Raw genomic sequence first — 25,439 nt, forward strand, 5'->3', positions numbered from 1 at the left:
GAAAGAGGATTCTTCTTGCAATGCAAAATATAAAGGCTTATTATTCCACTCCAGAATGGTACTCCTTCTACCTTTATAGAGTTCAACCAAACTGTTCGCTGCACTAGTATGGAACAACATAATAGACTTCCATCAGTGGGTTTTATCCCACTGATGGTTAGTTGAACTGATCGAACACTTAATTGCTCTGTCCATCTTTCTTTTAATGCCACCGTTTACGTTTTGGCTTCGATCTCAGCTGAATAAACTTCTTGTACCCCTGTTTCCGTCTGCATACGAAGAGCGCCGTGGGCATTTAATCCTAGAGCAATTCCTTCTACCCATCCTTGTGGCGTGTTCGCGATAATTGGTTTTTGAAGCATATTAGCATAGCTTTCCCACAAAAGCCGAATTACCTCAAAGCCCTTTTCTTCGTATATCAAGTATAAATTCTCCAAGCGTTTCCAAATTTTCGTGATAAGAGTAGCTCGATGAATGGACTTCCCTAGTTCCTTTTGTAAAGAAGTTGCTCTTGTTAATAACTCCTCTGGAATCTGATCTTCTGTTAAGTTCACATTGATTCCAATCCCAATGACCGCATAATCAATTTGATCTTGATCTCCTCGAAGCTCTGTCAAGATTCCACATATCTTTTTTCCTTCTACATAAAGGTCATTGGGCCATTTAATCCCTACTGATAAGCCTGTCTCTTCTTGAATCGCTTCACATACTGCTACAGAAGTTAGTAAGGTTAACTGTGGAGCTAAATACAGGGGGATTTTAGGACGAAAAATTCCGCTCATCCAAATGCCTGTGGAAATAGGAGAATGCCATGCACGTCCCAATCGTCCTCTGCCAGACGTCTGTTCTTCTGCAAGCACAAAGGCACCGCTTGGTGCCTTTTCTTTTGCCCATTCATGAGCGATAATCTGAGTAGAGGAGACAGAAGGAAAATAACGAATACTCCGTCCCACCCACTTCGTTTCTAAATGTGGAGAAATCTCTTCTGGAGCTACTCGATCAGGTCGGTATCGTAATTTATAGCCATGGTTTGGTTTTGCTTCAATCTCATATCCTTCTCGACGAAGCTCCTCCATCTGTTTCCAAACCGCGGCTCTACTCACACCAAGCTTTCGACTAATTTGCGCTCCTGAAACATAGCCTTTTTCCTCTTGAATCAATACTTCTAACATTTTAGTCCGCACATTGGAAGGCATATCGTTCTCCCTCATCTAACAAGACTGGTCTTTGGTTTTCTAGTTCTCCAAAAGCTACTTGTTCTAGTAAATAAGTTAATGTTTTTCCAACCCAAGGTCCTGCTGGTTTTTGGAGACGGTTGATTAAATCAGATCCTTTTACAGGTAGTTCTTTCAACATTTTGACAGGCATTTCGTGCCAATTACGATTAATCTCTTCTGTCTGCTCCAAAAATTCATCTTGGTAAATCATATTAGCAAATTGATTTGCTCGTATAGTCCACTCTAATCCGTATTGAAGGAGCAGAGCCCGAAGCTCCATATCGTCTTTTCGATACGTCCAAGCTCGTCCCGTTTCACTAGCTGTTAGAATACGTACACTTTCTTTATGAGATAGCTTAAGGTCAGACAAACGTAATGGCAATAATGATTGAGGAGTCTGTAATAAATAGAGTAGATACGCCCAGCGTAAAGCTGGATCATCATAGAGATCAAATCGAAGTAGCTCCCCAAGACTTGGAGCAGGCTGCTTTTCCCAATGAGCAAATGGATTGGTACAAAATAGTAATCCAGTATCCCAAAATTCTTGAAGTCCGACAGATGGTTGATTAGACTTCCACAGTTTCGTAAGCTCTGCACTTACTCGTTCTACTGCCAAGTTTTTAGCGCCTTCTCGGCATAATTTAATTGCTCGAAATGTTTCGGGTTCGATAGAAAAATCCAACTGCGCTGCAAAACGAATCGCCCGAATCATCCGAAGTGCATCTTCCGAGAAACGATCCTGAGGAATTCCTACTGCCCGAATTTTCTTCTTCTCTAGATCATCTTGACCTTGGTAGTAATCGTACAACTTCCCTCGCAGATCCAACGCCATCGCATTTATGGTAAAGTCTCTTCTGCTTAAATCCTTAGATAGCTCTTTTACAAAGGAAACATTCTCTGGATGACGACCATCAAGATAAGCTCCTTCTACTCGAAACGTAGTTACTTCAATCGGAATCTCTTGATTGATGACTATTACTGTTCCATGTTGAATTCCCGTGGGGATAGTTTTTTCAAACAACTCCTCGACAACAGATGGTTCTGCATCTGTTGCAAGATCATAATCATCTGGAGTACGCCCTAGAAGTAAATCTCGGACGCATCCTCCTACCATGTATGCTTGATAACCTGCACTTTCTAGCTTCTCCATCACTTGTTCCGCAGCTCTGCGTAAATCTTGCATGTTAGCCCCCTAATCTTGTTGCAACAAACGTTGGTACAATGCCTCATACTGCTTCGTGATAGCACTTCCTGAAAAATGTTTACTTGCCCGTTCCAAACCATTGGAAACCATCTTCTCATGCAAATGAGGATGGCTGAGGATATCAATAGCGCTCTCTGCCATCGCAGGAACATCTCCCACATTGGCTAAATAACCAGTCTCACCTTGTTTTACAAGCTCTGGAACTCCACCAGTAGCCGATCCAACTGTTGGTACTCCACAAGCCATCGCTTCTAATGCTACTAACCCAAAACTTTCTTTTTCGGATGGAAGTAGAAGCAAGTCTGCTAATGAGATCAACTGAGCTACCTCATTTTGTTTGCCCAAGAAATGAACACGATCTTGAATCCCCAAATCAATCACTTGTTGATGAATATTCATTAGTTCTGGACCTTCCCCTACCAATAGCAAATGGGAAGGGACTTTTTCCTGTACACGGTGAAAAATATCTACCACATCTTTGGGGCGTTTGACAGGGCGGAAGTTGGAAATATGCAGCAAGATTTTTTCTTCGTCAGAGACATACTGTCGACGAATAGATTGCACATCACGTGGATAATACACACGTTCGTCTACAAAGTTATATATTCGCTCAATCGGAACTTTTACGTGGAACATGTCATAAGTTTGTTGAATGAGACTATCGGAGACTGCAGTCACCATATCGCTCTTCTCCAAACCAAATTTAATAATTCCTTTTAAAGTAGGATCTTCTCCCAATACCGTAATATCGGTACCATGCAATGTGGTAACTACCTTCAAGTGATCTCCCACCATCTGTTTTGCCAAGACAGCTGCCACAGCATGCGGAACGGCATAGTGTACATGTAAAAGATCCAACTTATGGTCAATGGCTACCTGCGCCATTCTACTTGCAAGTGCTAGATCATATGGAGGGAATTTAAAAAGTGCATATTGATTTGCTTCTACTTCATGATAAAAAATATTTTGATGAAAATTCCCTAAACGAAATGGCATTTCATACGTAATAAAATGAACTTCATGTCCATTTTCAGCAAGTAATTTTCCCAGTTCTGTCGCTACAACTCCAGATCCACCATGCGATGGATAACAAGTGATCCCTATACGCAACCGGCACCATCCTTTTTTCTTATAAATTAGGTTATCAGCATTCTATAATTGGAGGATATTTTCTAAACCATAGACAAGACCAGATAGCTCCATTACTTTTTCTGTTGCCAACTGAACACCTGGCATGAAAGATTCTCGATTATAGGAATCGTGTCGTATGGTAAGTAACTGTCCTGTTCCTCCAAATAGCACCTCTTGATGCGCTACCATTCCAGGTAACCGGATACTGTGGATGCGGAATCCATCATAGTATGCACCACGAGCTCCTTCACGTAATTCCACCTCATCTGGGTGCCCTTGGCGTACTTCTTTGCGGGAATTGGCAATCAGTTCAGCCGTCTTCATCGAAGTTCCGGATGGCGCGTCCAATTTTTGATCATGGTGGGATTCAATAATTTCTACGTGTGGTAAGTATCGTGCTGCTCGCTTGGCAAAATCCATCATCAAAACTGCTCCAATGGCAAAATTGGGTGCAATAATGGCTCCAAGTTGCTTGTCCTTACACAACTGAGATAATTCCGCAATTTCTTGTTCGGTAAAGCCTGTTGTTCCCATTACTGGTCGAATTCCTGATTCTAAAGCTAATCGAATATGTCGTTTACCCAGCTCGGGAGTAGTGAAATCAACCAGCACATCTGCTTCTACCTGGTCGATTACTTCCGCCAAATCAGCTTTAAAATGTACTCCAAAGGAGGGGGTTCCTACTACATTCCCTACTTCTTTTCCAGCGTGTTTTCGAGAGGTAGCTCCTACTAGACGAAAATGGGGAGTTCGTGACAAAAGACGAATTGTCTCTTGCCCCATTTTTCCTGAAGCCCCAGCTACTATTATGCGAATTTCCATGATGTCTCTTCCCCTTTAGGAGTCTTTTTTCCTAGTCCAACGGTCTCGATCTCGAGAGTTGTATTTTTGCATTACTTCATCAAATGCTTCATCTAGGTCAATCTGGAGCGAATTAGCAAAACACGTAATAATAAAGAGCAGATCCCCTAATTCATTTTGGATACTGTTATCCTCTTCGCTCTTCTTTTTTGGTTTTTCTCCAAATTGATGGTTTACCTCTCGAGCTAGCTCGCCAATCTCTTCCGTCATCCGAGCCAACATCGATAATGGTTGAAAATACCCTTCTTGAAACTGGCTTATGTATGCATCTACTTCTTTTTGCATCTCTTTGATCGTCTTTTCTTGCGACATGAAAACCGATCCCTCCTATCGAATCATGTTACCCGAAACTGTTGGGATTGACAACGACTCGTACCATCCAGTACAAGAAAAAACAGACAATTCCCACCTTATTTTGGTTTGAGATGCGAAATTTTGTAATAAAATAAATAAAATCATTTATGATGTTGAAGAGTTCTTTTGGGAACAGTATAATATACCCGAATTTCCAATGGATAAGGGAGTTATATATGAAGAAATTTTGGAAAATACATACCAAAAATGTACTCATTATCTTACTAGGTGCCTGTATCTTTTCGATTGGTATTAACTGTTTTGCCATTACCAACCACCTAGCCGAGGGTGGCTTTACCGGGATCGCTTTAATTCTCTATTATTTATTCGATCTATCAACTGGTGTGGTTATATTCGTACTCAATATTCCCTTATTATTTATTGGTTATAAGATCTTTGGGAAGCGTACCTTCTACTACACACTCATTGGTATTTTCGCAGTATCATTCTTTTTAGAAGTGACGAAAAATGTAGGTGGATTTAAAACAAACGATCTACTCTTTGTGGCATTGTATACTGGTGTTTTTGCTGGTACAGGATTAGGAATGATCTTTCGAGTTGGTGGCACTACAGGTGGATCAGATATTATCGCTCGTCTTGCCAACAAATACTTAGGTTGGAGTATTGGACGCACTTTTCTCATTTTTGATTTCGCTGTTATTGCTGCTTCTGCCTATTATTTTGGTTTAAAGGTTGCTATGTACACATTGGTAGCAGTTTTTGTAGGCTCCAAGATAATTGATTTTGTAGTGGAAGGATTAAGCGAGTCTAAAGCAGCTATGATCATCAGCGAAGCTCCTCTTGTCGTTGCTGAAGAAATTACGAAACGCATGGGACGTGGTGTAACGATTCTAAATGGTAGAGGAGGCTTTACGGGAGCAGAAAAACAAGTAGTTTACGCCGTTTTCGCTCCAAATGAACTGCCCAAATTAAAGCATATCGTCTTAAAAGCTGATCCATATGCTTTTGTTGTGGTACATGATGTTCGGGAGGTACATGGAGAAGGATTCTCTTTCCAAGCACATGAGCGAATACCCCAACTGACAAATAAATAAAAAAGTAAAGGCACTTACCATTACATCATGGTAGTGCTTTTTTATTCCGAATTCCCCCTTGCTTACCTCCCTTTTTCCATGCCATAATGAACAAATAATTACATTAATGACTAGTTGAGATGAGATAGCAGAGAGGAGAAACTATTATGAGTCGAGTAGAGCAGCAACAAAAAGGGTATTTTGGTTCCTTTGGAGGAAGTTATGTTCCAGAGGTGCTTCAACCTGCACTAAATAAGCTAGAGCAAGCCTTTGAACAGTACCGGGAAGATCCTGAATTTGTACAGGAATTGCATTACTATCAAAAAGAATACATCGGAAGAGAAAACCCGTTATATTTGGCTAAACAATTAACAAAACAGCTTGGTGGAGGGAAGATCTATCTTAAACGAGAAGATCTAAACCATACTGGAGCACATAAAATCAACAATGTGATGGGTCAGGTTCTACTTGCCAAGCGAATGGGTTTAAAGCGAGTAGTTGCTGAGACTGGTGCTGGACAACACGGTGTTGCTACTGCCACTGCTTGTGCCTTATTCGGACTTGACTGTGTAGTTTATATGGGAGAGAAAGATATGCAACGTCAAGCGTTGAATGTCTTTCGAATGGAATTGCTTGGTGCCAAAGTGGTTGCAGCCAAGACCGGTAATCGTACTCTAAAAGAAGCAGTCGATGAAGCCTTAATGGACTACGCTACCAATCATGCAGATACATTTTATGTATTAGGATCAGCAGTAGGTCCCCATCCATATCCAACCATTGTGAAACATTTTCAGTCCGTTATTGGAGTAGAAGCTAGAGCACAGCACCTTATGAAAGAAGGCAGATTGCCAGACTATGTTGTAGCGTGTGTTGGGGGTGGCAGCAACGCAATAGGGTTATTTGCCCCCTTTTTCGCAGACTCTGAGGTAAAAATGATAGGTGTGGAACCTGCTGGTAAAGGGATTGAGACAGGTCTACATGCTGCTCCTCTCTCTCATGGAGCACCAGGAGTGATTCATGGGTTCCGATGCTATGTGATGACAAATGAACAGGGAGAACCAGCAGACACTTATTCCATTGCAGCTGGTCTCGATTACCCTGGTGTAGGTCCAGAACATAGCTATTACCGAGAAATCGGGAGAGCAAAGTATGTTTCTGTAACAGATGCTGAAGCATTAGAAGCATTTACTCTGTTGTCCAAAACAGAAGGAATCATCCCAGCTCTAGAAAGTGCCCATGCCATCGCTTATGCGATTCAACTAGCCAAACAGCTTACACCTGAACAATCGCTCATTGTCAATTTGTCTGGTAGAGGCGACAAAGATGTACAACAGGTTTTCGAATTCATTTCCAAATAATAAATTATCACTACCTCCTAATGATTTTTAGTTAGGAGGTTTTTCGTATCAAAAAGAAAATACGAAAAAGGAAAACTTTTCAAAGAAAAAACGGGTACAATAGAAATAAACTTTAGAAAGGATGAGGATTATGTCCATTGATGACCGCATTGCCGATCATGCCACACAGATCCCTGATAGTATGAAACTAGATACAAAGCCACTTCATCCTCCTTATAAGGTCGGGGATACGGTTCCAGTTCGAGTTAATCATATTGTAGAATATGGCGCATTCGCTCATATCCTCGATGAGAATGGAAAAGAAACAGGATATTCTGGATTAATCCATAAAAAAAATATTTCTCCACTTTTTGTCGAACACGTCGATGAGTGGACTTACAATGGTCATGAATTGGAGGCCCGTATTCAGGAAATCACCCGGGAATATAAAATTAATTTGACAGTTGTACATTTAGATTTAAAACCTTTAAAAGAATACAACAACCCATTTCGTAAACTAAAAACGAAAAATAGCCATTTCCCTCCTGAACGACATGAATCGGAGAAAATGGAACAAACAGAATATTCAGCACAAGAGCAAATCGATACCTTATCCGAAGTAGATCTCAATACATCCGGATGGGTTATGGAACAAGAAATCCAATCCATTTATCAACATTTAGGATATTCTCTTGGGATTCTCTCACCCAAGACTAAAAAACAAATTCGTAAACTAGTTCAAGAAAAAGGAGTCTTCCAGACAGCCGTAGCAATCATGGAAGCGATGCAAGATTTTGAAGTAGATTTAAGTTATCATTTCATAAAAGAAGTCCAAAAAAAGCTCGGTGATGGACTTTGACGAACCAGTTGAATATATTGCATCAGATCATGTCGTACATCAGATACAACGATCTGGGCAATTCTTAAGTCCAAAGGAGATTAGTAAAATTGTCTCGGAAGGAATGATTCTTTTAGATTACCAACATCACCGTTATATAAGAAGTGGCTCCCTCCGGTTCCCCTGCATTCGAATGGATGAGAAAGGAAACCGATATCTAATCAAATCAGTCATTACTAAAGGAATGAGTATGAACTGTGCAACAGAGGAAAATAGGGATTGAGCACAAGAACGTGAGTCGGTAATCCATTTAATAGGTGCTGCTCACGTTCTTTGTTTAGGCAACAAAAAGCCCCTCCACACGAGGGTCATTCTAAGTACTATTTAAGGTATCTCTTTTTTCTCCCAATATTTTCGCCAAGAAACATACGTAAGAGCGGAGCCAATTAATCCACTTACAAACAATATAAAACCTGTTGGAATTTTTTGGAATGAACCTTTCCAACTAAGAACATCCTCATCTTTTCCTAAAAAAATAATCTGCACCAATTGCCGGGCTTCTTTTAAGCCCTCGCGAATCGCTGGGTATTCTGTTTGGTCACGTAAAAACACCATGAGTGAATCAAATTTCGTAGTAGCCTCAACTGGTTTCGCGATCAAAATGGCAGGTCGTACCAACTGATAATCCTCGATTAGCTTGTCCAGTTCTCGTTTTATTTCTCGTCGGTTTTCGGTGGGTAGCATTTTCTCCACTCGAGCAATATCTTCTTCTAAAGTGGTTCGATATCCCTTCCAACGAGGCTGGCTTCGATTAACTGCTGCATCAAAGGCGAGGTAAAGCTGTGTCGCTTTTCTTACAAGGTTTGATTTATTGGGTGAGATTGCATTTAATCCGGTATCTAATTCTATCAATAAGGTGGAGAGCACTTGTACTGCCTCAATTTTTAATTGCTTTTTAGCAAGGTCAGAGGCAATAAAGTCATCCGATAACTGTTTGATATCCTCTTTTGCCTCTAGATACTGCTCTCGTTGTACTTCCTGTAAAATTTGCTCTGCTTTTTGTCCCCAGTCCAGTTCTTGAGCGGAGAACATCGGGGTAGTATTCACAAGGAGCAAGCAACAGATGAATAGTGGAATAATTCGTCGCATAACCGATTGAACTCCTCTATAGATTCGTTTACTCCATACTATGGGGCTGTCCAATCAATTATGCTTGAATGCAAAGTATTATTAACTGAAAGTTCCAACGTTTAGTTTCTTTTTACCCCTCAGGTTACTCCGTATCAGAAAAGCTGTTTTGACTATACCTATACAAAGCAATACAATTGCAAAGAGAAACAGAAAATGTCCCAAACCAGGTAAGAACACGATAATAACTGACCATGGTGCGATTAATATTTTGGGTAGATAAAATAATATTGCTAACGGGATCAGCAGTTGAAACAGCAAGATGGAGAGTATTTGGAACATGATACGTAATGGTGTGGCTTTCCATTTCATTCTTTTTTTGCATAATCCATAGATTGACCAAGTGATGTAGATCAGAACTGCCAATGCAACTAGATCCACAATTAGATAAGTGTTTTGAAAATCGGGTATGTTGGCTAAAGTTGGTTTTCCACCATGAAGAATTTCGTCTATCCCCATTACAATCTGATCGTAATAAACCAGAAAGTCCATTGAGTTTGCTAATAGGATAATGCCGTATCCGTCTTTCATCACCATAAAGGAATATGTGTTTTCTGTCGCTCCAACATGAAAAATCACGTTATTTTTAACACTCCACCCCATTGCATAAGAGGAACCATCCCCCATCGGTGAAACAGGATTGTGCATTTGTTTCACACTTTCTGTGGACAGTATCTTATTCTTCTTAAAATGACCACCATTCATTTGGGCAACCAGATAGTTGGACATATCCTCTGCACTAGAAATGAGATAACCTGATGCTATAGTGCCTCGATGATCTAACTGCTCAGTCGGAACCATCCATCCAAAGATAGATTGATATCCAGTTGCTAAGCCATCTTTTTCGGCCTCTTTTGGAGAATCGTAACTATGTTTCATTTCCAACGGCTTAAAAATGTGGTTCTGAACATATTTGCTAAATGGGTCCCCGGATACCACTTGAACAATTCCACTTAAAATATCGTAGTTTAGATTAGAGTATTGAAAATCTCCCCCTACCCGACCGGTAAGCTGAATATTTTTTAGACTTCGAATATGTTCCTCAATAGATTTGTTGCCATTTACCATGCCAATATGACCATCATATTTCGCAATACCACTGGTTTGATACAACAAATCTTGTACTAATATTTTCTTAGACGCTTCTTCATCGGCCACTCGAAACCATGGCAAATAACGTTGTACTGGCGCTTTAAGATCGATCTTCCCTTCCTCAACCAACTGCATAATCGCGAGGGCGGTAATCGATTTACTAGTTGACCCCAAAACAAATGGTGTCTGAGGCGTGACAGGTGTCTTGTCAGGACCAGAAATGCCATATCCTTTTAAGTAAACTGTCTGATCACCTTTTACAATTCCAAGAGCAATCCCTGGAATTTGGAGTTTGTCCATTGCAGATTCTACAAAATGATCAATTTTGTCTGTATCAACCTTTACTTCTTCCGATTTGGCATATGTAATCAATGGGGAAAAAACAAGGCATATTGTTATCAATATCACAATAACAAGTCTGTATATTTTGAATTTTTCCGTTCTAACTACAACTTGTATACATGGTTCCATTTTAAATTCTCCTTAGTAGAATGAGTTTCATATACTGGTTACAGGCAATAAGGAAATAAGAAGTTTGGATCACAATATAAATACTGATCACGAAGAACGAATAGATCCAATGAGTCATCATCAAAATATTGTCTAATGCTTTCATCACAACTAGTGCATTGATTATTCCCATGATACAGGGTACAAAGAAAATGATACCGATTTGCGTGACAACAATCTTCCGAATTTCGCTTTCTGTTATCCCGATTCGGGTTAATGTCTTAAATTGTTCCCGATCCTCTTGCATCTCTGTGAACAACTTAAAATAAATCATGCTACCTGCTGCAATGAAGAAAAGCAGACTGATGAACATACCAATAAACATCATTAGTGAAGCCTTTTCCTTCAAATAATCGTATTGTGCACTGAGTCCCAATAGATAAAAGGTACAAGATGCTGTTAAAATAACTGAACTCATAATTGATAAAATAAACAACAAGCGGGAATTGTCCTTTATCTTATAGCCAAGTTGGGCAAAGACGATCATATTGGTTCGATAATAATACACACGATGAAACCTCTGAATAAACCGTAGCAACAATATACTAAACTGTGAGATAAACAAATAGGTACCGAACATCACAACAAGTAAACAAAAGAGTGATAGTAGAATAAAGTTTTTTAGATCTAACAGGGCAAAATTGGATCCATTTAAAAACAACACAATTGTATATGCCCCTCCTAAAAACCCAATTGCTAGTACTACAAACCACGGTGAATAATGTAACTCTTTTTTTGATTGCTGTGATGACTGAAGCAAATCCTCGATTTCCGTGTTCTGTTCTAGCTGTAGTACCATCCAAAACGTAATGAGTGTAAATATTCCAAAGAACACACTCAATGTTATCCACACTGCTCCAAGCGGTACAACAAACGCAATTGGATCGTGTAGATGAAGCAAGACGGTAAGGATCATAAAGAAAAGCTTACTAAACAAAATTCCTAGGCTGATACCGACTAGAATAGCCAATACTGCAATCACCGCATTTTCATAAAGGATAAGTTTGCGTAGCTGTTTACGAGTCATCCCAAACAGTGAGAACAGCCCAAATTCATACATTCTTATTTTGAGAAACGCTGAATTGGAATAAAGTACGAAAAGAACCGAGAAAATGACGATAATGTATTGGCAAAGAACCATACCTTTTCTGACTTTCGTAGCCGCTATCATATCTCCACTCACCACATCAGGATGAGCAAGAAAAGCTGTATAGATATAGAAAATCATAACAGAAAATAGACTACTCAAAAAAAACGCACCGTATGACCGCCAATTGCCTCGTAGATTGCTAAGCGCGAGCAAATGGAATCTCATTGAAATTCCCTCCTAATAAGCTCAATGAGTCCAATATCTGTTGGAAAAATGCTTGTCTATTCGAGCCACGTCGTATTTCAGAGAAAAGTCTGCCATCTTTTATAAATAACACACGCTTGCAATAGCTTGCGGTAAATGGATCATGCGTTACCATGAGCACGGTCGCCTTTTGATATTCGTTCAGATCCCTGAGCAAGTCCATCACGTCCTTCGCCGACTTTGAATCAAGGTTACCAGTCAGCTCATCTGCGAGTACTAACGACGGTCGATGAATAAAAGCACGAGCGATAGCTGTGCGTTGCTTCTGACCACCAGATACCTCATATATTCGCTTTCCCAAGATCTCCTCAATTTGCAGCCATTCAGCAAGTGGCTGCAATCTTTGTTGAATCACTTTAGGATCTACACCATCTAATACTAACGGCAACACAATGTTATCCTTAATGGACAACGTATTGATCAAGTTAAAATCCTGAAAGACAAAACCAAGTTCTCGTCGTCTGAACAACGCCAGTTGCTCATCATTTAGCCTACTAGGATTTATCCCATTGATTTCAATTCGACCGGATGTTGGACGAGCAATGGTCGCTAGCAGATTGAGTAATGTCGTTTTTCCGCTTCCCGACGGTCCCATGATACCAACGAATTCTCCAGCTTCGATTTGTAGGTCAACATCTTCTAACGCCTTATGAAAGACGTTTCCTATAGAGCTATATACTTTGCCTAGTCCTTCTGCTTTCAGTACAATCATTATCTGGATTCCTTTCTAATGATCGTCGGGATCTGCTTCCATAGCCTTAGTATAATTCGAAGCAATACCCGGATCGATCGATTATCCTTTCAATATCGCACGATAATCCTTACAATCTTGTCACGTAACACTCTTTCTCCCTTTCTAACTACCGAAAATGTGAATTCCCCTCGGTTCAAATACAATGGTAAACGTTGTACCAACACCTAAATCCGATGTCACCGACAACTCATGCCCAAGTTTAGTACATACCTGTTTTGCCAAATATAATCCCATTCCTGTCGACTCACCTGAAGCACGTCCATTTTCCCCTGTGAAAAACGGATCAAATATTCTTGATAAATCATGTGATGCTATTCCAGTCCCTTCATCTGTCACACTTAGTTTGCTACCTCCATCTAGATCAGGTTCTATCTGAAAAACAAGCTGCTTCGCACCTTGTTTGCTCTTACTGTATTTGATCGCATTACTGACAAACTGATTCAACACCACTATCATCCACTTCTCATCTGTTTCCACCCATGCCTCTCCATCAATCCGGGGGAATATGGAGTGACGGATACACAAACGTTTATGTTCATTTATTACATTACGAATCAACTGATGAAGCGGTATTTTTTGAATATGAAGATCCATTTCAAACTTGTCGAGACGTGCTGTATACAGCATCATCTCTAGGCTTCTCGCCATTCGTTCTGCTTCTTCTCTCATACTTACAACTAACTGCTTGTTCTCTTCCACTGTAGTGGGCATTTGTTGCAAAGCTTCTTGTGCAAGTAAATCGATTACAGATACGGGTGTCTTCATATGATGCACCCACTGCAACACAAAATGATTGTGCATCTCCTGCTGCCGACGATATTTCCCTAACTCCGTCAAATAAGCGTTGTGTTGCATCTCTAATAAATGCGTAACAAGCCTCTGTTCCCTTGTTATTGCGGAATGTATCATCATCGCAGCATGTAGTTCGCTTGATTCCATCGCATGCTGAAGTTGTTTGTAATATGGCCTCTGTCGAATATAATCAATTGCCAACCATACACCCATCATAAAGAAAGCAACCGCCATAAAATAATAAACCGTGTCTAAATCCATTACCACAGGATATCGTTTTTTTTCAAGTAACATAAAGCCAACACTAAGCCCGACAATAATCACATAGAAAAGAACATATAATAACCGATCTCGCAAAAAATAAACAGCTGGAATTTTTTTCATCAACTTAACTCCTTCTTATTCCTCATCTGAGAGTTAGCTTATAACCTTGACCACGAATTGTTTCAATCGCTTTGGGCAAACCGATCTCCTCTAGCTTCTTGCGTAGTCTCGTCACATTGACTGTAAGTGTATTATTATCGACAAATTGTACATCGTCCCATAGCGCTTCCAAAAGATGATCGCGAGAGACAATCTGTCCATATTGTTGTATAAGGCATTCAGCCAATAACTTCTCGTTTTTAGTAAGCTCCACCCTATCCTTTTGCCACTGTAACTCGTTACGTCGAAGATCCAGACTCAATCCTTGCACATTCATTTCATCTCTAACCGATGAGATAGATTCTGTCGTGGCGGAATATTCGCCATAGACTCTCCTTAGCACACTTTTTACCTTTGCCATTAAAAGATCCAAATGAATCGGCTTTGTAATATAGTCATCACCGCCGTTGTCAATCGCCATCACCTGATCCATTTCACCTACTCGAGCAGATATAAAGATGATCGGTACACTAGAACGGACACGAATTTGTCTGCACCAATAATAACCATCATAATACGGCAGGTTAATATCAAGAAGCACCAGATGCGGAGCATAGTCCAACATCTCTGGCATCAACTCACGAAATTGTGTGGCGCACGCTGCTTCCAATCCGTACTTCTCCATAATATTTTTCAAAATAGCGCTAATCTTTTCATCGTCTTCCACAATAAAAATGCGATACATGGTATTCCTCCAATGGCCCTCATCAAGGGTCGTTCCCTTCGCTCAAATTGCATACTAAATCGTTTAAGTATAATCACACATACTGTAGTCCTAAAAAAGACTCCCACAAGAAAACTTATGGGAGCGCACAGTAAGACTTTAGCTCTTACCTTCGTTTATCCAAGTACTTTAGGTAAATTGGTAAGACGATCAGTACTTTTCCGCCAAGATAACATAGTGACGACTAAGATACTCGTAACACTTAATAGTACAGTAAAATATCCTACCAAATGATCGTATGGTTCCAGATAATACCCCACCCAAGGGTGCATATCGGCTAGATAATCGATCGCATCATTCAAGAAAGTCCATACAGAAACGATCGCAATCTCCTTCCATCCAAAAGAGAAATACTTGGCATAGAGAAATGCTTGAAAAGCCATCCCCAGATGTGAAAAAGTAAGCATCCATTGTGCTGGTACGACAGCATCAAGCAGTGGTTCTGGTTGCAAGGAGGCCCCCCAAAAGATCATGACGACCGCCCAAACACCGTATTTGATTAACGTAATCGCTGCAAAGGCCTCGATGAGCGGGCTCCGTCGACCCATTAGATAGCAAAACAAAACAAGTGTAAATGCCGCACTAGCAGTAGGACTATCCGGTACAAAGATTAAATATTTTGCTGGTGTCAGCTTTAATTGATTGAGATACCAATAGTAACCATAAATACTTCCAAGTAGATTGATCCAAAAGAGCGTCCATAAAAACCAACGCTCCATTAGTTGCGAGCTAAACCATCTCCAAAGCCCGATCATCTATATCACATCCGTCCATTGATAAAAAAACCTGATTGCTTATCGCAATCAGGTTTATCATAGCTTATTTTTGGTTTTGTTTCAGTAGCCAATCCATCAGGACCTCTTTTTGTTCATCTGTACCTTGGAACATACCTTGTGGCATGGCACCACGTCCATGGTCGATAATTTTCTTTAGATCCTCACGAGTGTATACTGGATTGCCATGTGATTCGCCTTTCTCGGAAGCGCCAAATTTATTCCCTACACCTAAGAGCGAAGGACCATTCTTCCCTTCCAAGTTGTCTCCATGACATGTAATACACGCGCTTTGGCTGTAAATATCGTATCCAGCACTATTTTGCTCTACTACCACTTTGTTCTTAGGTGCAGTACTAGGTGCAGATTCAAGCTGTTGGACATGCTGATATTCTGCTGCCCAAGTCAAGAATGCAATTGCAACTAAAGATAGGATGGTAATCCAAGTGGTCGATGAGCGTTTGAGCGGTTGGCGTTCTTTGCTGCGATCAAGCCATGGTACCAACATGAGAGCTCCAAATAGAAGCCCTGGAACCACTAAGGTTCCAATCACAACAAAATCCCCAGCTGCCCATTTGTATTTCAGTAGTTGATACAAGAATAAGAAGTACCAATCTGGTACTGGCAGGAATCCGGTATTGGTCGGATCTGCTAGTTCCCCAAGTGGTGGCTCTTCTGCCATTACCAACGTCATAAATCCGACGAGGAAAACAGCTGCTACCATCCATTCTTTTAACAGAAAATCGGGGATAAATGCTTCATTTTTACCAGGAAATTCCGAGTAGTCCGGTATGTGTTGTTTCGGACGATCAGCTCGAACGCGCGAGTCTCCCACGTACAGAACTTGCTTTTTCGGAGTTCCTTCTTCCGTGTGTGCCAAGTGGATCCCTCCTCACGCGCAAGTCTTATAGTGGACCTGAGATGCCCTGACGGCGAATTAAAATAAAGTGAGCGCCCAAAAGTCCGAGTAGTGCTGCTGGGAGGAAGAATACGTGAAGCGCAAAGAAACGAGCTAAGGTTTGCGCACCTACAATATCTCCACCTTGTAGGAAGATGGCGATATACTTCCCAAGAAACGGTACAGAAGCAGCGATCTCTACCCCTACTTTGGTCGCAAAGTATGCTTTATTATCCCAAGGTAAGAGATAACCGGTAAATCCAAGACCTAACATTACAAAGAAAATCAATACTCCTACTACCCAGTTTAGTTCACGTGGATGTTTGTAGGAACCGGTAAAGAAGACACGCAACGTATGTAAGAACAGCATCACGATTGCAACACTTGCTCCCCAGTGGTGCATGCCTCGGACAATTGCTCCCATCGCCAGCTCATTTTGCAGATAATCTACACTGGCGTGAGCATTCACAATATCCGGAACATAGTACATCGCCAAAAACATACCAGATAAGATCTGGATAACGACAACGAAGAACGTCAGACCCCCGAAGCAATAAATAAATGCTGAGAAGTGATGGGCTGGGTTCACGTGTTCCGGCACTTCATGGTCGGCAACATCGCGCCAAATTGGCGTAATGTCTAGCCGCTCATCCACCCAATCGTAAATGGCTTGCAGCATCGACGCTACACCTCCTATCGTCCCATTATGCTTTGTCTAGTGGTCCAATGAATAAACGACCATTTCGTACTTCCGTTTTGTACTGATCCAGCGGTTTCGCTGGTGGAGTACCCGGAACGTTTGTGCCATCTTTTTCGTAGCGACCAAAGTGGCATGGACAGAAAAACTCATTTTTGAATTGTGGATTACTTTCCCAAGATACTGTACAACCCAGATGTTTGCAAATAGGGGAAAGTGCCAGAATTTTTCCTGCATTCTTCAGGACCCAAGCAGTTCGTTTTTCTTTGGTTTGATACCAACCGTCTTTTACGTCAACCTCAAATTCCACAGCACGTGGTTTATCGCTTACTTCACTCTCTGCCAAATTGACATCGATGAAGTCACCGCCCCCTCCTGCTTTTAAAACAGGATCGACAGCAAAGCGTACCATTGGGAACATCATTCCCGCGCCGAGGAAACCAGCGGTCCCACCTAATGTATAGGTGAGGAACTGACGGCGGGTTAGTTTCTTACTCACGACTCGTCCGACCTCCTTCTATGCGGCATTCACCGTCACACGGACCGGAACCTCTTTTCAGACTAGGACAAAAAATCTCTTTTACTAGGACATTACCATGATAGTGAAGGCTCTGAAAAATGTCAAGATAACCCCCTTATAATCCACAATTGAAAGCGCTTTTCCACTACTTATCCGACCAAGCTGTTAGAATGGAGGATGTAAGGTTTTCTACCTCTTCCTCTAATTGATTAGAATGGTTTACAATCGAAGAAAGCAAATTCCAATAAACTTGTAACGAATTAGACATAATTTTATTCCGAAATGAAATATTTGAAATGGACGATCTCGCTACTAAAAATAAATACGAAAAATCTGATTGACCAAACTGAGTGATTATTTCCTCCAAAAATCGCTCTGTATTCTCTGCTGTAGTAGGTAGGTAATGAACGGTAGGTAAAAGTAACACACGTCCCATTAGCTGCTTCTCTGTTCTAACACAGATTTCTTCTATCTGGTTTTTCTCATCTTCTATAAATAGCTTACCTTCCACTTTTACAGGAGCGACTGGCAAAAGCAATGTATCAACAAACGGGGCAGATCGATACCATGACTCTGGTTGTAAATCTACTAACTTCATATTTCTACCTTCTTCCAATTATGGTTTTCCTTCACTACCATTATACTTCTTCCTTTATAATCGTGAGCCCAAAAAGTTGTACCAAATGCCGAAGACAATCAGCTCCACCATAAGGCCACGCCCACGCTGCATATTTTAATCTTGCAGTTGTATCTGAAATAATCATACAACCCTGCAATTGATATTCTCCATTGTAAATCGCATCGAGCCAAGACTCAAAATCCCATTGGTTGGAGTTTTCCGCCCAATCCCCCCAATAAAAAAATTCCTCTAGACTCGATTGATTAAAATAACCAAGCCACTTTTTATCTTCCATCATCTCGGGTTCTTGTTTGTCTTTTTCTTTTTGAAAATCTAATACAAACTTTTCTAATTGTTCTACTTGATTTTGATATTGATAAGAAAATTCAATATAACAAGGAAAAATAAAAATCCCTACTTTCAAATGAATTGTCTTATTTCAAAAAATATTAGTATCGTGATAGAATTAGAAATTGTAGATAATATTCAATAACCGTATGAGGTGATTTTTTGTTAACGATCAAAAGTACTGTTGGAAAAATGATCCAAGAGTATTCACTGAACAATCCTGAGCAAGAAGCAATTGTCACACCTGGACTACGACTCACTTTTCGAGAATATCATAAACTAACGAATCAATTCGCCCATTTCTTGCTCGAACAAGGGGTTCAAAAAGGAGACCGTGTAGCTTTTTTACTAGGGGTCACCGGTGCTTTTCCTATTAGCCTCGCTGCAATTGCCAAGATTGGCGCGATTGCCGTTCCAATTAATTATAAATGGCCTACCAGCCTAATTGAATGGGCTTTAGAGCATGTAGAAGCTAAATATATCCTATTAGAAGATCAATACATAGCAACCGTTTCCTCTTATATTCAAAATAAGCAAATCTCGTTTCGTACCATTGTCCAGAATCACCAATTAGTTCCACATTTCTTAGAAGAACTTGCCCAATATCCATCAGAAAACCCTCCGATCGAGGTGAACCCAGAAGATCCATATTCTCTTACCTTTACTTCCGGAACGACTGGAAAACCTAAAGGGGTAATTAGCAATCAAAATACTTTCTTTACTAATGGAGTAACTGGTACTGGGATAACGGAAAGCGCTCCTGGATCTAGATATCTGTTTGCTACTCCTTTGTTTCATATATCTGGGGTGGGTGTCTGCTCTTATCATTCTTTCTTGGGAATGACGGCCGTCTTCCTTCCTGAATTAGATCCATATGCTTTATTAGATATTATCGAGCGAGAAAAGATCACCATCACCTTCTTGCCACCATCACTACTAGCTGTCCTGCTTCCGATGATCCAACAGTCCGATTCCTTACTCCCATCATTAAAGAGGATCTTGTCAGGAGGCTCCAAAGTACCGATTCAACTTACTAAAGCGTATGAGAATCTTGGGTTCGAGATAGCCGAGATCTATGGGATGACAGAAATAGGTGGTTGTATTTCTGCTTGGAAACCTAAAATGGGCTACGATAAACAGCATACAGTAGGAAAAGCCTACCTATCTCCCGAAATCAAAGTACTGGATCCCGATACAAGAGAAGAAAAGAAAATCGGCGAAATTGGGGAATTGGCAGTTCGAGGTCCACAAGTATTTATGGAATATTGGAAAGACCCAGAAGCTACTAAGAATGCGTTTTATGAAGACTGGTATTTAACCGGAGATGCAGTAAGGATTGACTCAGATGGTTTTATCGAGATTGTAGATCGCTACAAAGATGTTATCTATCTACCTGGTTTCGGAGGAGTATATCCTAGCCAAGTAGAAAAAACAATCAGACTATTACCAGAAGTCGTAGATGTTAGTGTAATTGGACTCCATCATGAAAAATTTGGGGAGTATCCCTGTGCGTTTATCCAAGTATCCGAAGCTTCGATCCTAACCAAACGAGAAGTGTTAGCTCATGTACACGAACATCTTTCCCGTTATCACTTGTTAGATGCAGTAGTTGGCTTTGACCAACTCCCACGCAACGCAGCTGGAAAAATAGATAAACAAGCATTAAGAGATTTGCACCAAAACAAAAGCTACTCCACTCCATAAGGAGTAGCTTTTGTTTTAATAAAAAATCCTTTTTGGAAGGAGAACCCGATCATTGGAATACCAGATTCATTCCATTTTCCAACTGTCTGACGAGCAACTTACAGAGGTATATGCTCTTAAAGCGATTTGCGAACAATCTGATCGTATCCATCTCAAAATAAACGCTAATATGCTTCAGAATCGAAAGACTCTCTTCCCACTTGATCTTCTCTGTTATAAAGAAAACACACTAGTAGGTTTTTTGGGAATGTACATTTTCCATTCTGGTGAAGCCGAAGTAAGTGCCTTTGTTCATCCAGACCATCGACAAAAACAAGTTTTTCGTAAAATGCTAGAAAAGGCATCTTCTATTCTCAAAGAACAAAATATACCACAATTTTTGTTTATTGTTGATCACTCATCAAGTTCAGGTCTGAATACAGCAACTAAACTAAATGCTACTTATCATCATTCAGAATATCAAATGAGTAGATCGCCAACTGCATCATCGAACATAGATGAGACTTCTTTCTCATTAGTCACCCCTACCATTCAACACTTAGATGTATGGGTTGAGTTAGATGTAAGCTCTTTTAGTTCGACTTCTGATAGTGAAGAAATAGAACAAGTACGAACCTTTTTGAAAAGGAATTTCCTAGACGAAAGTGTGATCCATTACCAATTGGTAGAAGATGGGCAGATACAAGGAAAGATCAGCCTACGAAAATACAATAACTCAGGCTATCTATATGGTTTTGTAGTAGCCCCGACTTTACGAGGTCAGGGAATAGGAACCAAGATCCTACAAGAGGTTATTGCACGTCATCAGGGTGACTTTCCTACTCTCCGACTAGAAGTTGCTACTGACAATCCAAATGCGTTGAAACTCTACCAAAAGTGTGGTTTCCAAGTCACTTCACGCGATGACTATTATTCTTATCCAGTTAGCTAAACAAAAGGCGACTGTTCTCTTAGAGAATCAGGCGCCTTATTTGTTTCTACTATGCAACTAGTGACTCGATCTCTAACTCTTCTATCAGTCTCTACTTCTCTTCTTCTGTCCATTTTAGTTGGTCACTCATATCTTGGGTTCTTGTTTGTCTTTTCTTTTTGAAAGTATAATACAAACTCTTCTGGTTGTTCTACTTGATTTTGATATCAATATAACAAAGAAAAATAGAAATCCCTATTATTTCAAAAAATACTAATATCGTGATAGAATTAGAACTTGTAGATAAAATTCAATAACCGAATGGGGTGGATTTTTTGTTAACGATCAAAAGTACCATTGGAAAAATGATCCAAGAGTATTCGCTGAACAATCCTGAGCAAGAAGCAATTGTCACACCTGGACTACGACTCACTTTTCGGGAATATCATAAACTAACGAATCAATTCGCCCATTTCTTGCTCGAACAAGGGGTTCAAAAAGGAGACCGTGTAGCTTTTTTACTAGGGGTCACCGGTGCTTTTCCTATTAGCCTCGCTGCAATTGCCAAGATTGGCGCGATTGCCGTTCCAATTAATTATAAATGGCCTACCAGCCTAATTGAATGGGCTTTAGAGCATGTAGAAGCTAAATATATCCTATTAGAAGATCAATACATAGCAACCGTTTCCTCTTATATTCAAAATAAGCAAATCTCATTTCGTACCATTGTCCAGAATCACCAATTAATTCCACATTTCTTAGAAGAACTTGCTCAATATCCATCAGAAAACCCTCCGATCGAGGTAAAACCAGAAGATCCATATACTATCACCTTTACTTCTAAAACGACTGGAAATCCTATAGGGGTAGTTAGCAATCAAAATGCTTTCTTTACCAACGGAGTAACTGGTACTGGGATAACGGAAAGCGCTCCTGGATCTAGATATCTGTTTGCTACTCCTTTGTTTCATATATCCGGGGTGGGTGTCTGCTCTTATCATTCCTTCTTGGGAATGACGGCCGTCTTCCTTCCTGAATTAGATCCATATGCTTTATTAGATATTATCGAGCGAGAAAAGATCACCATCACCTTCTTGCCACCATCATTACTAGCTGTCCTGCTTCCGATGATCCAACAGTCCGATTCCTTACTCCCATCATTAAAGAGGATCTTGTCAGGAGGCTCCAAAGTACCGATTCAACTTACTAAAGATTATGAGGATCTTGGGTTTGAGATAGCCGAGATCTACGGGATGACAGAAATAGGTGGTTGTGTTTCTGCTTGGAAACCAAAAATGGGCTACGATAAACAGCATACGGTAGGAAGAGCCTACCTATCCCCAGAAGTCAAAGTACTGGATTTCGATACACGACAAGAAGTGAAGGTAGGCGAAATTGGGGAATTAGCAGTTCGAGGTCCACAAGTATTTATGGAATATTGGAAAGATCCAGAAGCTACTAGGAATGCGTTTTATGAAGACTGGTATTTAACCGGTGATGCAGTACGGGTTGACTCAGATGGCTTTATCGAGATTGTAGATCGCTATGTAATCTTTCTACCTGGTTTCGGAAGTGTATATCCTAGCCAAGTAGAAAAAGTAATCCGATTATTACCAGATGTCACAGATGTTAGTGTGATCGGGCTTCATCATGAAAAATTTGGGGAGTATCCCTGTGCGTTTATCCAAGTATCCGAAGCTTCGATCCTAACCAAACGAGAAGTGTTAGCTCATGTACACGAACATCTTTCCCGTTATCACTTGTTAGATGCAGTAGTTGGCTTTGACCAACTCCCACGCAACGCAGCTGGGAAAATAGACAAAAAAGCATTAGAAGATTTATACCAAAACAAAAGATACTCATAAGAAGTAGCTTTGTTTCAAAAGATAATCATTTCGGGAAGAAGAGCGAATCTTAGACTACCAGATTCATCCCATCTTCAACTGTCTGAAGAAACATCTTGCAGACATATATGCTCTCAAAGCAATTGGTGAGGAATCCCATCATACCCATCTCAAAATAAACGCCAATATGTTTCAAAATTGTAAGACTCTCTTCCCGCTTGATCGCCTCTATTATGAAGAGAATATACTAGTAGGGGTCTTTGGGAATATAACATTTTCCATTCTAGTGAAGCCGAAGTAAGTGCTTTCGTTCATCTAGACCATCGACAAAAACAAGTTTTTTATAAAATGCTAGAAAAGGCATCTTCTATAATTCAGCCTATAGTTTGTAGTAACCCCAACTTTACAAGGTCAAGGGATAGGAACCAAAATTCTACACTAGCTAATAGCTCGTCATCAGGATGAATTTCCTACTCTTCGACTAGAAGTTGCTACTGACAATCCAAATGCGTTGAAACTCTACCAAAAGTGTGGTTTCCAAATCACTTCACACGATGATTATTATTCTCATCCAGTAAGCTAATATAACAAAAGGCGACTGTTCTCTTGAAGAATTAGTCGCCTTGTTTGTTTCTATTATGCAACTGGTACTACCGCATCTTGTAACTCGATCTCTAACTCTTCTATCAGTCTCTGCTTCTCTTCTTCTGTCCATTTTAGTTGATCACTCATATATGCTATTACTTGGTCTTTCCAATTCCGTACCCAAGCAATATCAAAGAAAAGAGCACCAGTTCGGCGAACAAAGAAATCCACAGGGGTCGTGGTCATTTCCTGTTCCAGTGCATACGCAATTTGTACAAAAACATCTAGGGATAGCTGGTAAGAATTATTATCATCATAAGTACTTACATACTCTAATACACGATTGATGTTTGATCCGTATATACGAGCAAGTTTCTGAGATTGTTTAAGCGAAAGTCCGCATTTTTGCCCTTTGGATACAGCTTCCTCCATAAAACGAGAAAGATTTTTTGATCCTCCTACATGACCTCCCGAGATTGCCATTGTTTTTGTTTGGCAAGCTTTCAACGTCCGTCCCTCTTCTTGTCCCAAAAGTTTGGCTACCAAATCAACTACCTGTTCTGCCATCTTGCGGTATCCAGTCAGTTTCCCACCTGCAATAGTGATCAAGCCAGATGGAGACTGCCAAATCTCATCTTTTCTTGATATTTCCGAAGGATCTTTTCCTTGCTCATAAATTAGAGGGCGAACTCCTGCCCAACTAGATTCAATATCTTCATCTGTTATCTGAACAGTTGGAAACATATAATTGATAGCTTTTATAATATAGTTACGGTCTTCACGAGTCATTTTAGGGCTTTTCGGATTTTCCTCATAGATCGTATCTGTTGTGCCAACATAGGTCTTTCCATCGCGTGGAATAGCAAATACCATTCGTCCATCAGGTGTGTCAAAGTACACTGCCTGTTTGAGTGGGAAGCGATTTTGATCAATAACCAAATGAACCCCTTTAGTAAGACGTAAGTTTTTTCCTACTTGCGGATTATCTTGATCTCGTAATTGGTTCACCCATGGACCTGTGGCATTGATTACTTTCTTCGCATGGATCTCATATTTATTACCTGTCCGTTGATCTTGCACCATCGCACCAATCACTTTTCCGCCCTGATAAAGTAGTTTGGTCACTTTAGCATAGTTGATCGCTTCAGCTCCTTGCTCCACCGCTTCTTTCATTACTTCAATCGTCAATCGAGCATCATCTGTACGATATTCCACATAATAACCACCACCTTTTAGTCCATCTTTTTTAACTAAAGGCTCTTTGGCTAACGTTTCATCCACAGACAACATCGTACGACGCTCACTTCTTTTTACTCCAGCAAGAAAATCATATACTCGAAGACCTAACGAAGTAGAAAATTTTCCAAATGTCCCACCTTGGTGAAAAGGAAGCAACATCCATTCAGGAGTTGTTACATGTGGTCCATTCTCATATACAATGGCTCGCTCTTTCCCAACCTCTGCCACCATCTTCACTTCGAACTGTTTCAGATAACGAAGTCCCCCATGAACCAATTTGGTAGATCTACTAGAGGTACCAGCAGCAAAATCTTGCATTTCTACCAGAGCTGTTTTCAATCCTCTCGTTGTTGCATCCAATGCAATTCCAGCACCAGTAATTCCTCCGCCTACAATAAGTACATCATAGGTTTCTTGACTCATTTGCTCAAATACGTTTCCCCGTTCCTTACTGGTAAAAAGTTTGCTATTCATATCCGATTCCTCCTT

General features: G+C 40.4%; 24 protein-coding genes. 6 read left to right on the plus strand and 18 right to left on the minus strand.

From position 1 onward, the window contains the following. Nucleotides 1–215 precede the first annotated feature (215 nt). Genes VJ09_RS03060 through VJ09_RS03080 form a run of 5 tightly spaced genes read right to left on the minus strand, consistent with a single transcriptional unit; the run spans nt 216 to nt 4,725 of the window. Nucleotides 216–1,196: a biotin--[acetyl-CoA-carboxylase] ligase gene (locus VJ09_RS03060; protein ID WP_044640188.1), complete on the minus strand. Its 981-nt coding sequence runs from the start codon at nt 1,194–1,196 to the stop codon at nt 216–218. Next, nucleotides 1,174–2,400 (minus strand): CCA tRNA nucleotidyltransferase, encoded by a 1,227-nt coding sequence (locus tag VJ09_RS03065; protein ID WP_044640189.1) that lies wholly within the window; start codon nt 2,398–2,400, stop codon nt 1,174–1,176. Before VJ09_RS03065 ends, VJ09_RS03060 begins: the two co-directional genes overlap by 23 nt. A 9-nt stretch (nt 2,401–2,409) precedes the next feature. Continuing rightward, nucleotides 2,410–3,531 carry an N-acetyl-alpha-D-glucosaminyl L-malate synthase BshA gene (gene bshA, locus VJ09_RS03070; RefSeq protein WP_044640190.1) on the minus strand — a complete coding sequence of 374 codons (1,122 nt, stop codon included), beginning with the start codon at nt 3,529–3,531 and terminating at the stop codon, nt 2,410–2,412. Between the two features lie 42 nt (nt 3,532–3,573). Further along, the gene (gene dapB, locus VJ09_RS03075; protein ID WP_044640191.1) at nt 3,574–4,377 is read right to left on the minus strand and encodes a 4-hydroxy-tetrahydrodipicolinate reductase; all 804 of its coding nucleotides are present in this window, start codon (nt 4,375–4,377) and stop codon (nt 3,574–3,576) included. Nucleotides 4,378–4,389: 12 nt separating this feature from the next. Next, nucleotides 4,390–4,725, minus strand: coding sequence for a nucleotide pyrophosphohydrolase (locus tag VJ09_RS03080; RefSeq protein ID WP_044640192.1), 336 nt, complete (start codon nt 4,723–4,725; stop codon nt 4,390–4,392). A gap of 218 nt (nt 4,726–4,943) precedes the next feature. On the opposite strand from VJ09_RS03080, the gene VJ09_RS03085 reads away from it, so the two are divergent. The 3 genes from VJ09_RS03085 to VJ09_RS03095 all read left to right on the plus strand — a co-directional run bounded on the left by VJ09_RS03085 (nt 4,944) and on the right by VJ09_RS03095 (nt 7,997). Next, nucleotides 4,944–5,822 (plus strand): YitT family protein, encoded by an 879-nt coding sequence (locus VJ09_RS03085; RefSeq protein ID WP_044640193.1) that lies wholly within the window; start codon nt 4,944–4,946, stop codon nt 5,820–5,822. 146 nt (nt 5,823–5,968) lie between these two features. Next, nucleotides 5,969–7,159, plus strand: coding sequence for a tryptophan synthase subunit beta (gene trpB, locus VJ09_RS03090; protein WP_044640194.1), 1,191 nt, complete (start codon nt 5,969–5,971; stop codon nt 7,157–7,159). A 130-nt stretch (nt 7,160–7,289) separates the two neighbouring features. Next, the gene (locus VJ09_RS03095; RefSeq protein ID WP_044640195.1) at nt 7,290–7,997 is read left to right on the plus strand and encodes a S1 domain-containing protein; all 708 of its coding nucleotides are present in this window, start codon (nt 7,290–7,292) and stop codon (nt 7,995–7,997) included. Nucleotides 7,998–8,360: 363 nt separating this feature from the next. On the opposite strand, the gene VJ09_RS03105 is transcribed toward VJ09_RS03095, so the two are convergent. From VJ09_RS03105 to VJ09_RS17430, 12 genes are all read right to left on the minus strand, one after another. Beyond that, entirely contained in the window at nt 8,361–9,125 is a 765-nt protein-coding gene (locus VJ09_RS03105; protein WP_044640197.1) for a sporulation protein YpjB, read from the minus strand. 81 nt (nt 9,126–9,206) lie between these two features. Then, nucleotides 9,207–10,727 carry a serine hydrolase domain-containing protein gene (locus VJ09_RS03110; protein ID WP_044640198.1) on the minus strand — a complete coding sequence of 507 codons (1,521 nt, stop codon included), beginning with the start codon at nt 10,725–10,727 and terminating at the stop codon, nt 9,207–9,209. Between the two features lies 1 nt (nt 10,728). Continuing rightward, complete coding sequence (locus VJ09_RS03115) at nt 10,729–12,081, minus strand: FtsX-like permease family protein (RefSeq protein ID WP_044640199.1); 1,353 nt, start codon at nt 12,079–12,081, stop codon at nt 10,729–10,731. Then, nucleotides 12,056–12,832 carry an ABC transporter ATP-binding protein gene (locus VJ09_RS03120; RefSeq protein ID WP_044640200.1) on the minus strand — a complete coding sequence of 259 codons (777 nt, stop codon included), beginning with the start codon at nt 12,830–12,832 and terminating at the stop codon, nt 12,056–12,058. Before VJ09_RS03120 ends, VJ09_RS03115 begins: the two co-directional genes overlap by 26 nt. Before the next feature lie 144 nt (nt 12,833–12,976). After that, complete coding sequence (locus VJ09_RS03125) at nt 12,977–14,050, minus strand: sensor histidine kinase (RefSeq protein ID WP_044640201.1); 1,074 nt, start codon at nt 14,048–14,050, stop codon at nt 12,977–12,979. Between the two features lie 22 nt (nt 14,051–14,072). After that, a complete protein-coding gene (locus tag VJ09_RS03130) occupies nt 14,073–14,774 on the minus strand; it encodes a response regulator transcription factor (RefSeq protein WP_044640202.1) in 702 nt (233 codons plus the stop codon). Nucleotides 14,775–14,929: 155 nt separating this feature from the next. After that, a complete protein-coding gene (locus tag VJ09_RS03135; protein WP_044640203.1) occupies nt 14,930–15,568 on the minus strand; it encodes a DUF1405 domain-containing protein in 639 nt (212 codons plus the stop codon). 64 nt (nt 15,569–15,632) lie between these two features. Further along, complete coding sequence (locus VJ09_RS03140) at nt 15,633–16,466, minus strand: menaquinol-cytochrome c reductase cytochrome b/c subunit (protein WP_044640204.1); 834 nt, start codon at nt 16,464–16,466, stop codon at nt 15,633–15,635. 25 nt (nt 16,467–16,491) lie between these two features. Continuing rightward, entirely contained in the window at nt 16,492–17,163 is a 672-nt protein-coding gene (qcrB, locus tag VJ09_RS03145) for a menaquinol-cytochrome c reductase cytochrome b subunit (RefSeq protein ID WP_044640205.1), read from the minus strand. 25 nt (nt 17,164–17,188) lie between these two features. Continuing rightward, nucleotides 17,189–17,680 (minus strand): QcrA and Rieske domain-containing protein, encoded by a 492-nt coding sequence (locus tag VJ09_RS03150; RefSeq protein ID WP_044640206.1) that lies wholly within the window; start codon nt 17,678–17,680, stop codon nt 17,189–17,191. Nucleotides 17,681–17,846: 166 nt separating this feature from the next. Beyond that, a complete protein-coding gene (locus tag VJ09_RS03155) occupies nt 17,847–18,299 on the minus strand; it encodes a DUF2487 family protein (protein WP_147635420.1) in 453 nt (150 codons plus the stop codon). Between the two features lie 40 nt (nt 18,300–18,339). Further along, nucleotides 18,340–18,744, minus strand: coding sequence for a hypothetical protein (locus VJ09_RS17430; protein ID WP_052807192.1), 405 nt, complete (start codon nt 18,742–18,744; stop codon nt 18,340–18,342). 86 nt (nt 18,745–18,830) lie between these two features. Here VJ09_RS17430 and VJ09_RS03165 point away from each other — a divergent pair, with 86 nt between their 5' ends. The 3 genes from VJ09_RS03165 to VJ09_RS03175 all read left to right on the plus strand — a co-directional run bounded on the left by VJ09_RS03165 (nt 18,831) and on the right by VJ09_RS03175 (nt 23,147). Beyond that, nucleotides 18,831–20,372, plus strand: coding sequence for a class I adenylate-forming enzyme family protein (locus VJ09_RS03165; RefSeq protein WP_044640208.1), 1,542 nt, complete (start codon nt 18,831–18,833; stop codon nt 20,370–20,372). Nucleotides 20,373–20,424: 52 nt separating this feature from the next. Beyond that, nucleotides 20,425–21,303, plus strand: a complete 879-nt coding sequence (locus VJ09_RS03170; RefSeq protein WP_044640209.1) for a GNAT family N-acetyltransferase — start codon at nt 20,425–20,427, stop codon at nt 21,301–21,303. A 314-nt stretch (nt 21,304–21,617) separates the two neighbouring features. Continuing rightward, nucleotides 21,618–23,147 (plus strand): class I adenylate-forming enzyme family protein, encoded by a 1,530-nt coding sequence (locus tag VJ09_RS03175; RefSeq protein WP_044640210.1) that lies wholly within the window; start codon nt 21,618–21,620, stop codon nt 23,145–23,147. A gap of 615 nt (nt 23,148–23,762) precedes the next feature. On the opposite strand, the gene VJ09_RS03180 is transcribed toward VJ09_RS03175, so the two are convergent. Next, nucleotides 23,763–25,424, minus strand: a complete 1,662-nt coding sequence (locus tag VJ09_RS03180; RefSeq protein WP_044640211.1) for a glycerol-3-phosphate dehydrogenase/oxidase — start codon at nt 25,422–25,424, stop codon at nt 23,763–23,765. Nucleotides 25,425–25,439 lie beyond the last annotated feature (15 nt).

Source organism: Risungbinella massiliensis, assembly GCF_000942395.1.
Classification (GTDB): domain Bacteria; phylum Bacillota; class Bacilli; order Thermoactinomycetales; family Thermoactinomycetaceae; genus Risungbinella; species Risungbinella massiliensis.

Coding starts and splice junctions, on each gene's coding strand:
- VJ09_RS03125 (WP_044640201.1), bottom strand. CDS start 14,050: ATGAAAAAAATTCCAGCTGTTTATTTTTTGCGAGATCGGTTATTATAT.
- VJ09_RS03065 (WP_044640189.1), bottom strand. CDS start 2,400: ATGCAAGATTTACGCAGAGCTGCGGAACAAGTGATGGAGAAGCTAGAA.
- VJ09_RS03085 (WP_044640193.1), top strand. CDS start 4,944: ATGAAGAAATTTTGGAAAATACATACCAAAAATGTACTCATTATCTTA.
- VJ09_RS03180 (WP_044640211.1), bottom strand. CDS start 25,424: ATGAATAGCAAACTTTTTACCAGTAAGGAACGGGGAAACGTATTTGAG.
- VJ09_RS03155 (WP_147635420.1), bottom strand. CDS start 18,299: ATGAAGTTAGTAGATTTACAACCAGAGTCATGGTATCGATCTGCCCCG.
- VJ09_RS03095 (WP_044640195.1), top strand. CDS start 7,290: ATGTCCATTGATGACCGCATTGCCGATCATGCCACACAGATCCCTGAT.
- VJ09_RS03110 (WP_044640198.1), bottom strand. CDS start 10,727: ATGGAACCATGTATACAAGTTGTAGTTAGAACGGAAAAATTCAAAATA.
- qcrB (WP_044640205.1), bottom strand. CDS start 17,163: ATGCTGCAAGCCATTTACGATTGGGTGGATGAGCGGCTAGACATTACG.
- VJ09_RS03060 (WP_044640188.1), bottom strand. CDS start 1,196: ATGCCTTCCAATGTGCGGACTAAAATGTTAGAAGTATTGATTCAAGAG.
- VJ09_RS03135 (WP_044640203.1), bottom strand. CDS start 15,568: ATGATCGGGCTTTGGAGATGGTTTAGCTCGCAACTAATGGAGCGTTGG.
- VJ09_RS03130 (WP_044640202.1), bottom strand. CDS start 14,774: ATGTATCGCATTTTTATTGTGGAAGACGATGAAAAGATTAGCGCTATT.
- VJ09_RS03115 (WP_044640199.1), bottom strand. CDS start 12,081: ATGAGATTCCATTTGCTCGCGCTTAGCAATCTACGAGGCAATTGGCGG.
- trpB (WP_044640194.1), top strand. CDS start 5,969: ATGAGTCGAGTAGAGCAGCAACAAAAAGGGTATTTTGGTTCCTTTGGA.
- VJ09_RS03120 (WP_044640200.1), bottom strand. CDS start 12,832: ATGATTGTACTGAAAGCAGAAGGACTAGGCAAAGTATATAGCTCTATA.
- VJ09_RS03080 (WP_044640192.1), bottom strand. CDS start 4,725: ATGTCGCAAGAAAAGACGATCAAAGAGATGCAAAAAGAAGTAGATGCA.
- VJ09_RS03105 (WP_044640197.1), bottom strand. CDS start 9,125: ATGCGACGAATTATTCCACTATTCATCTGTTGCTTGCTCCTTGTGAAT.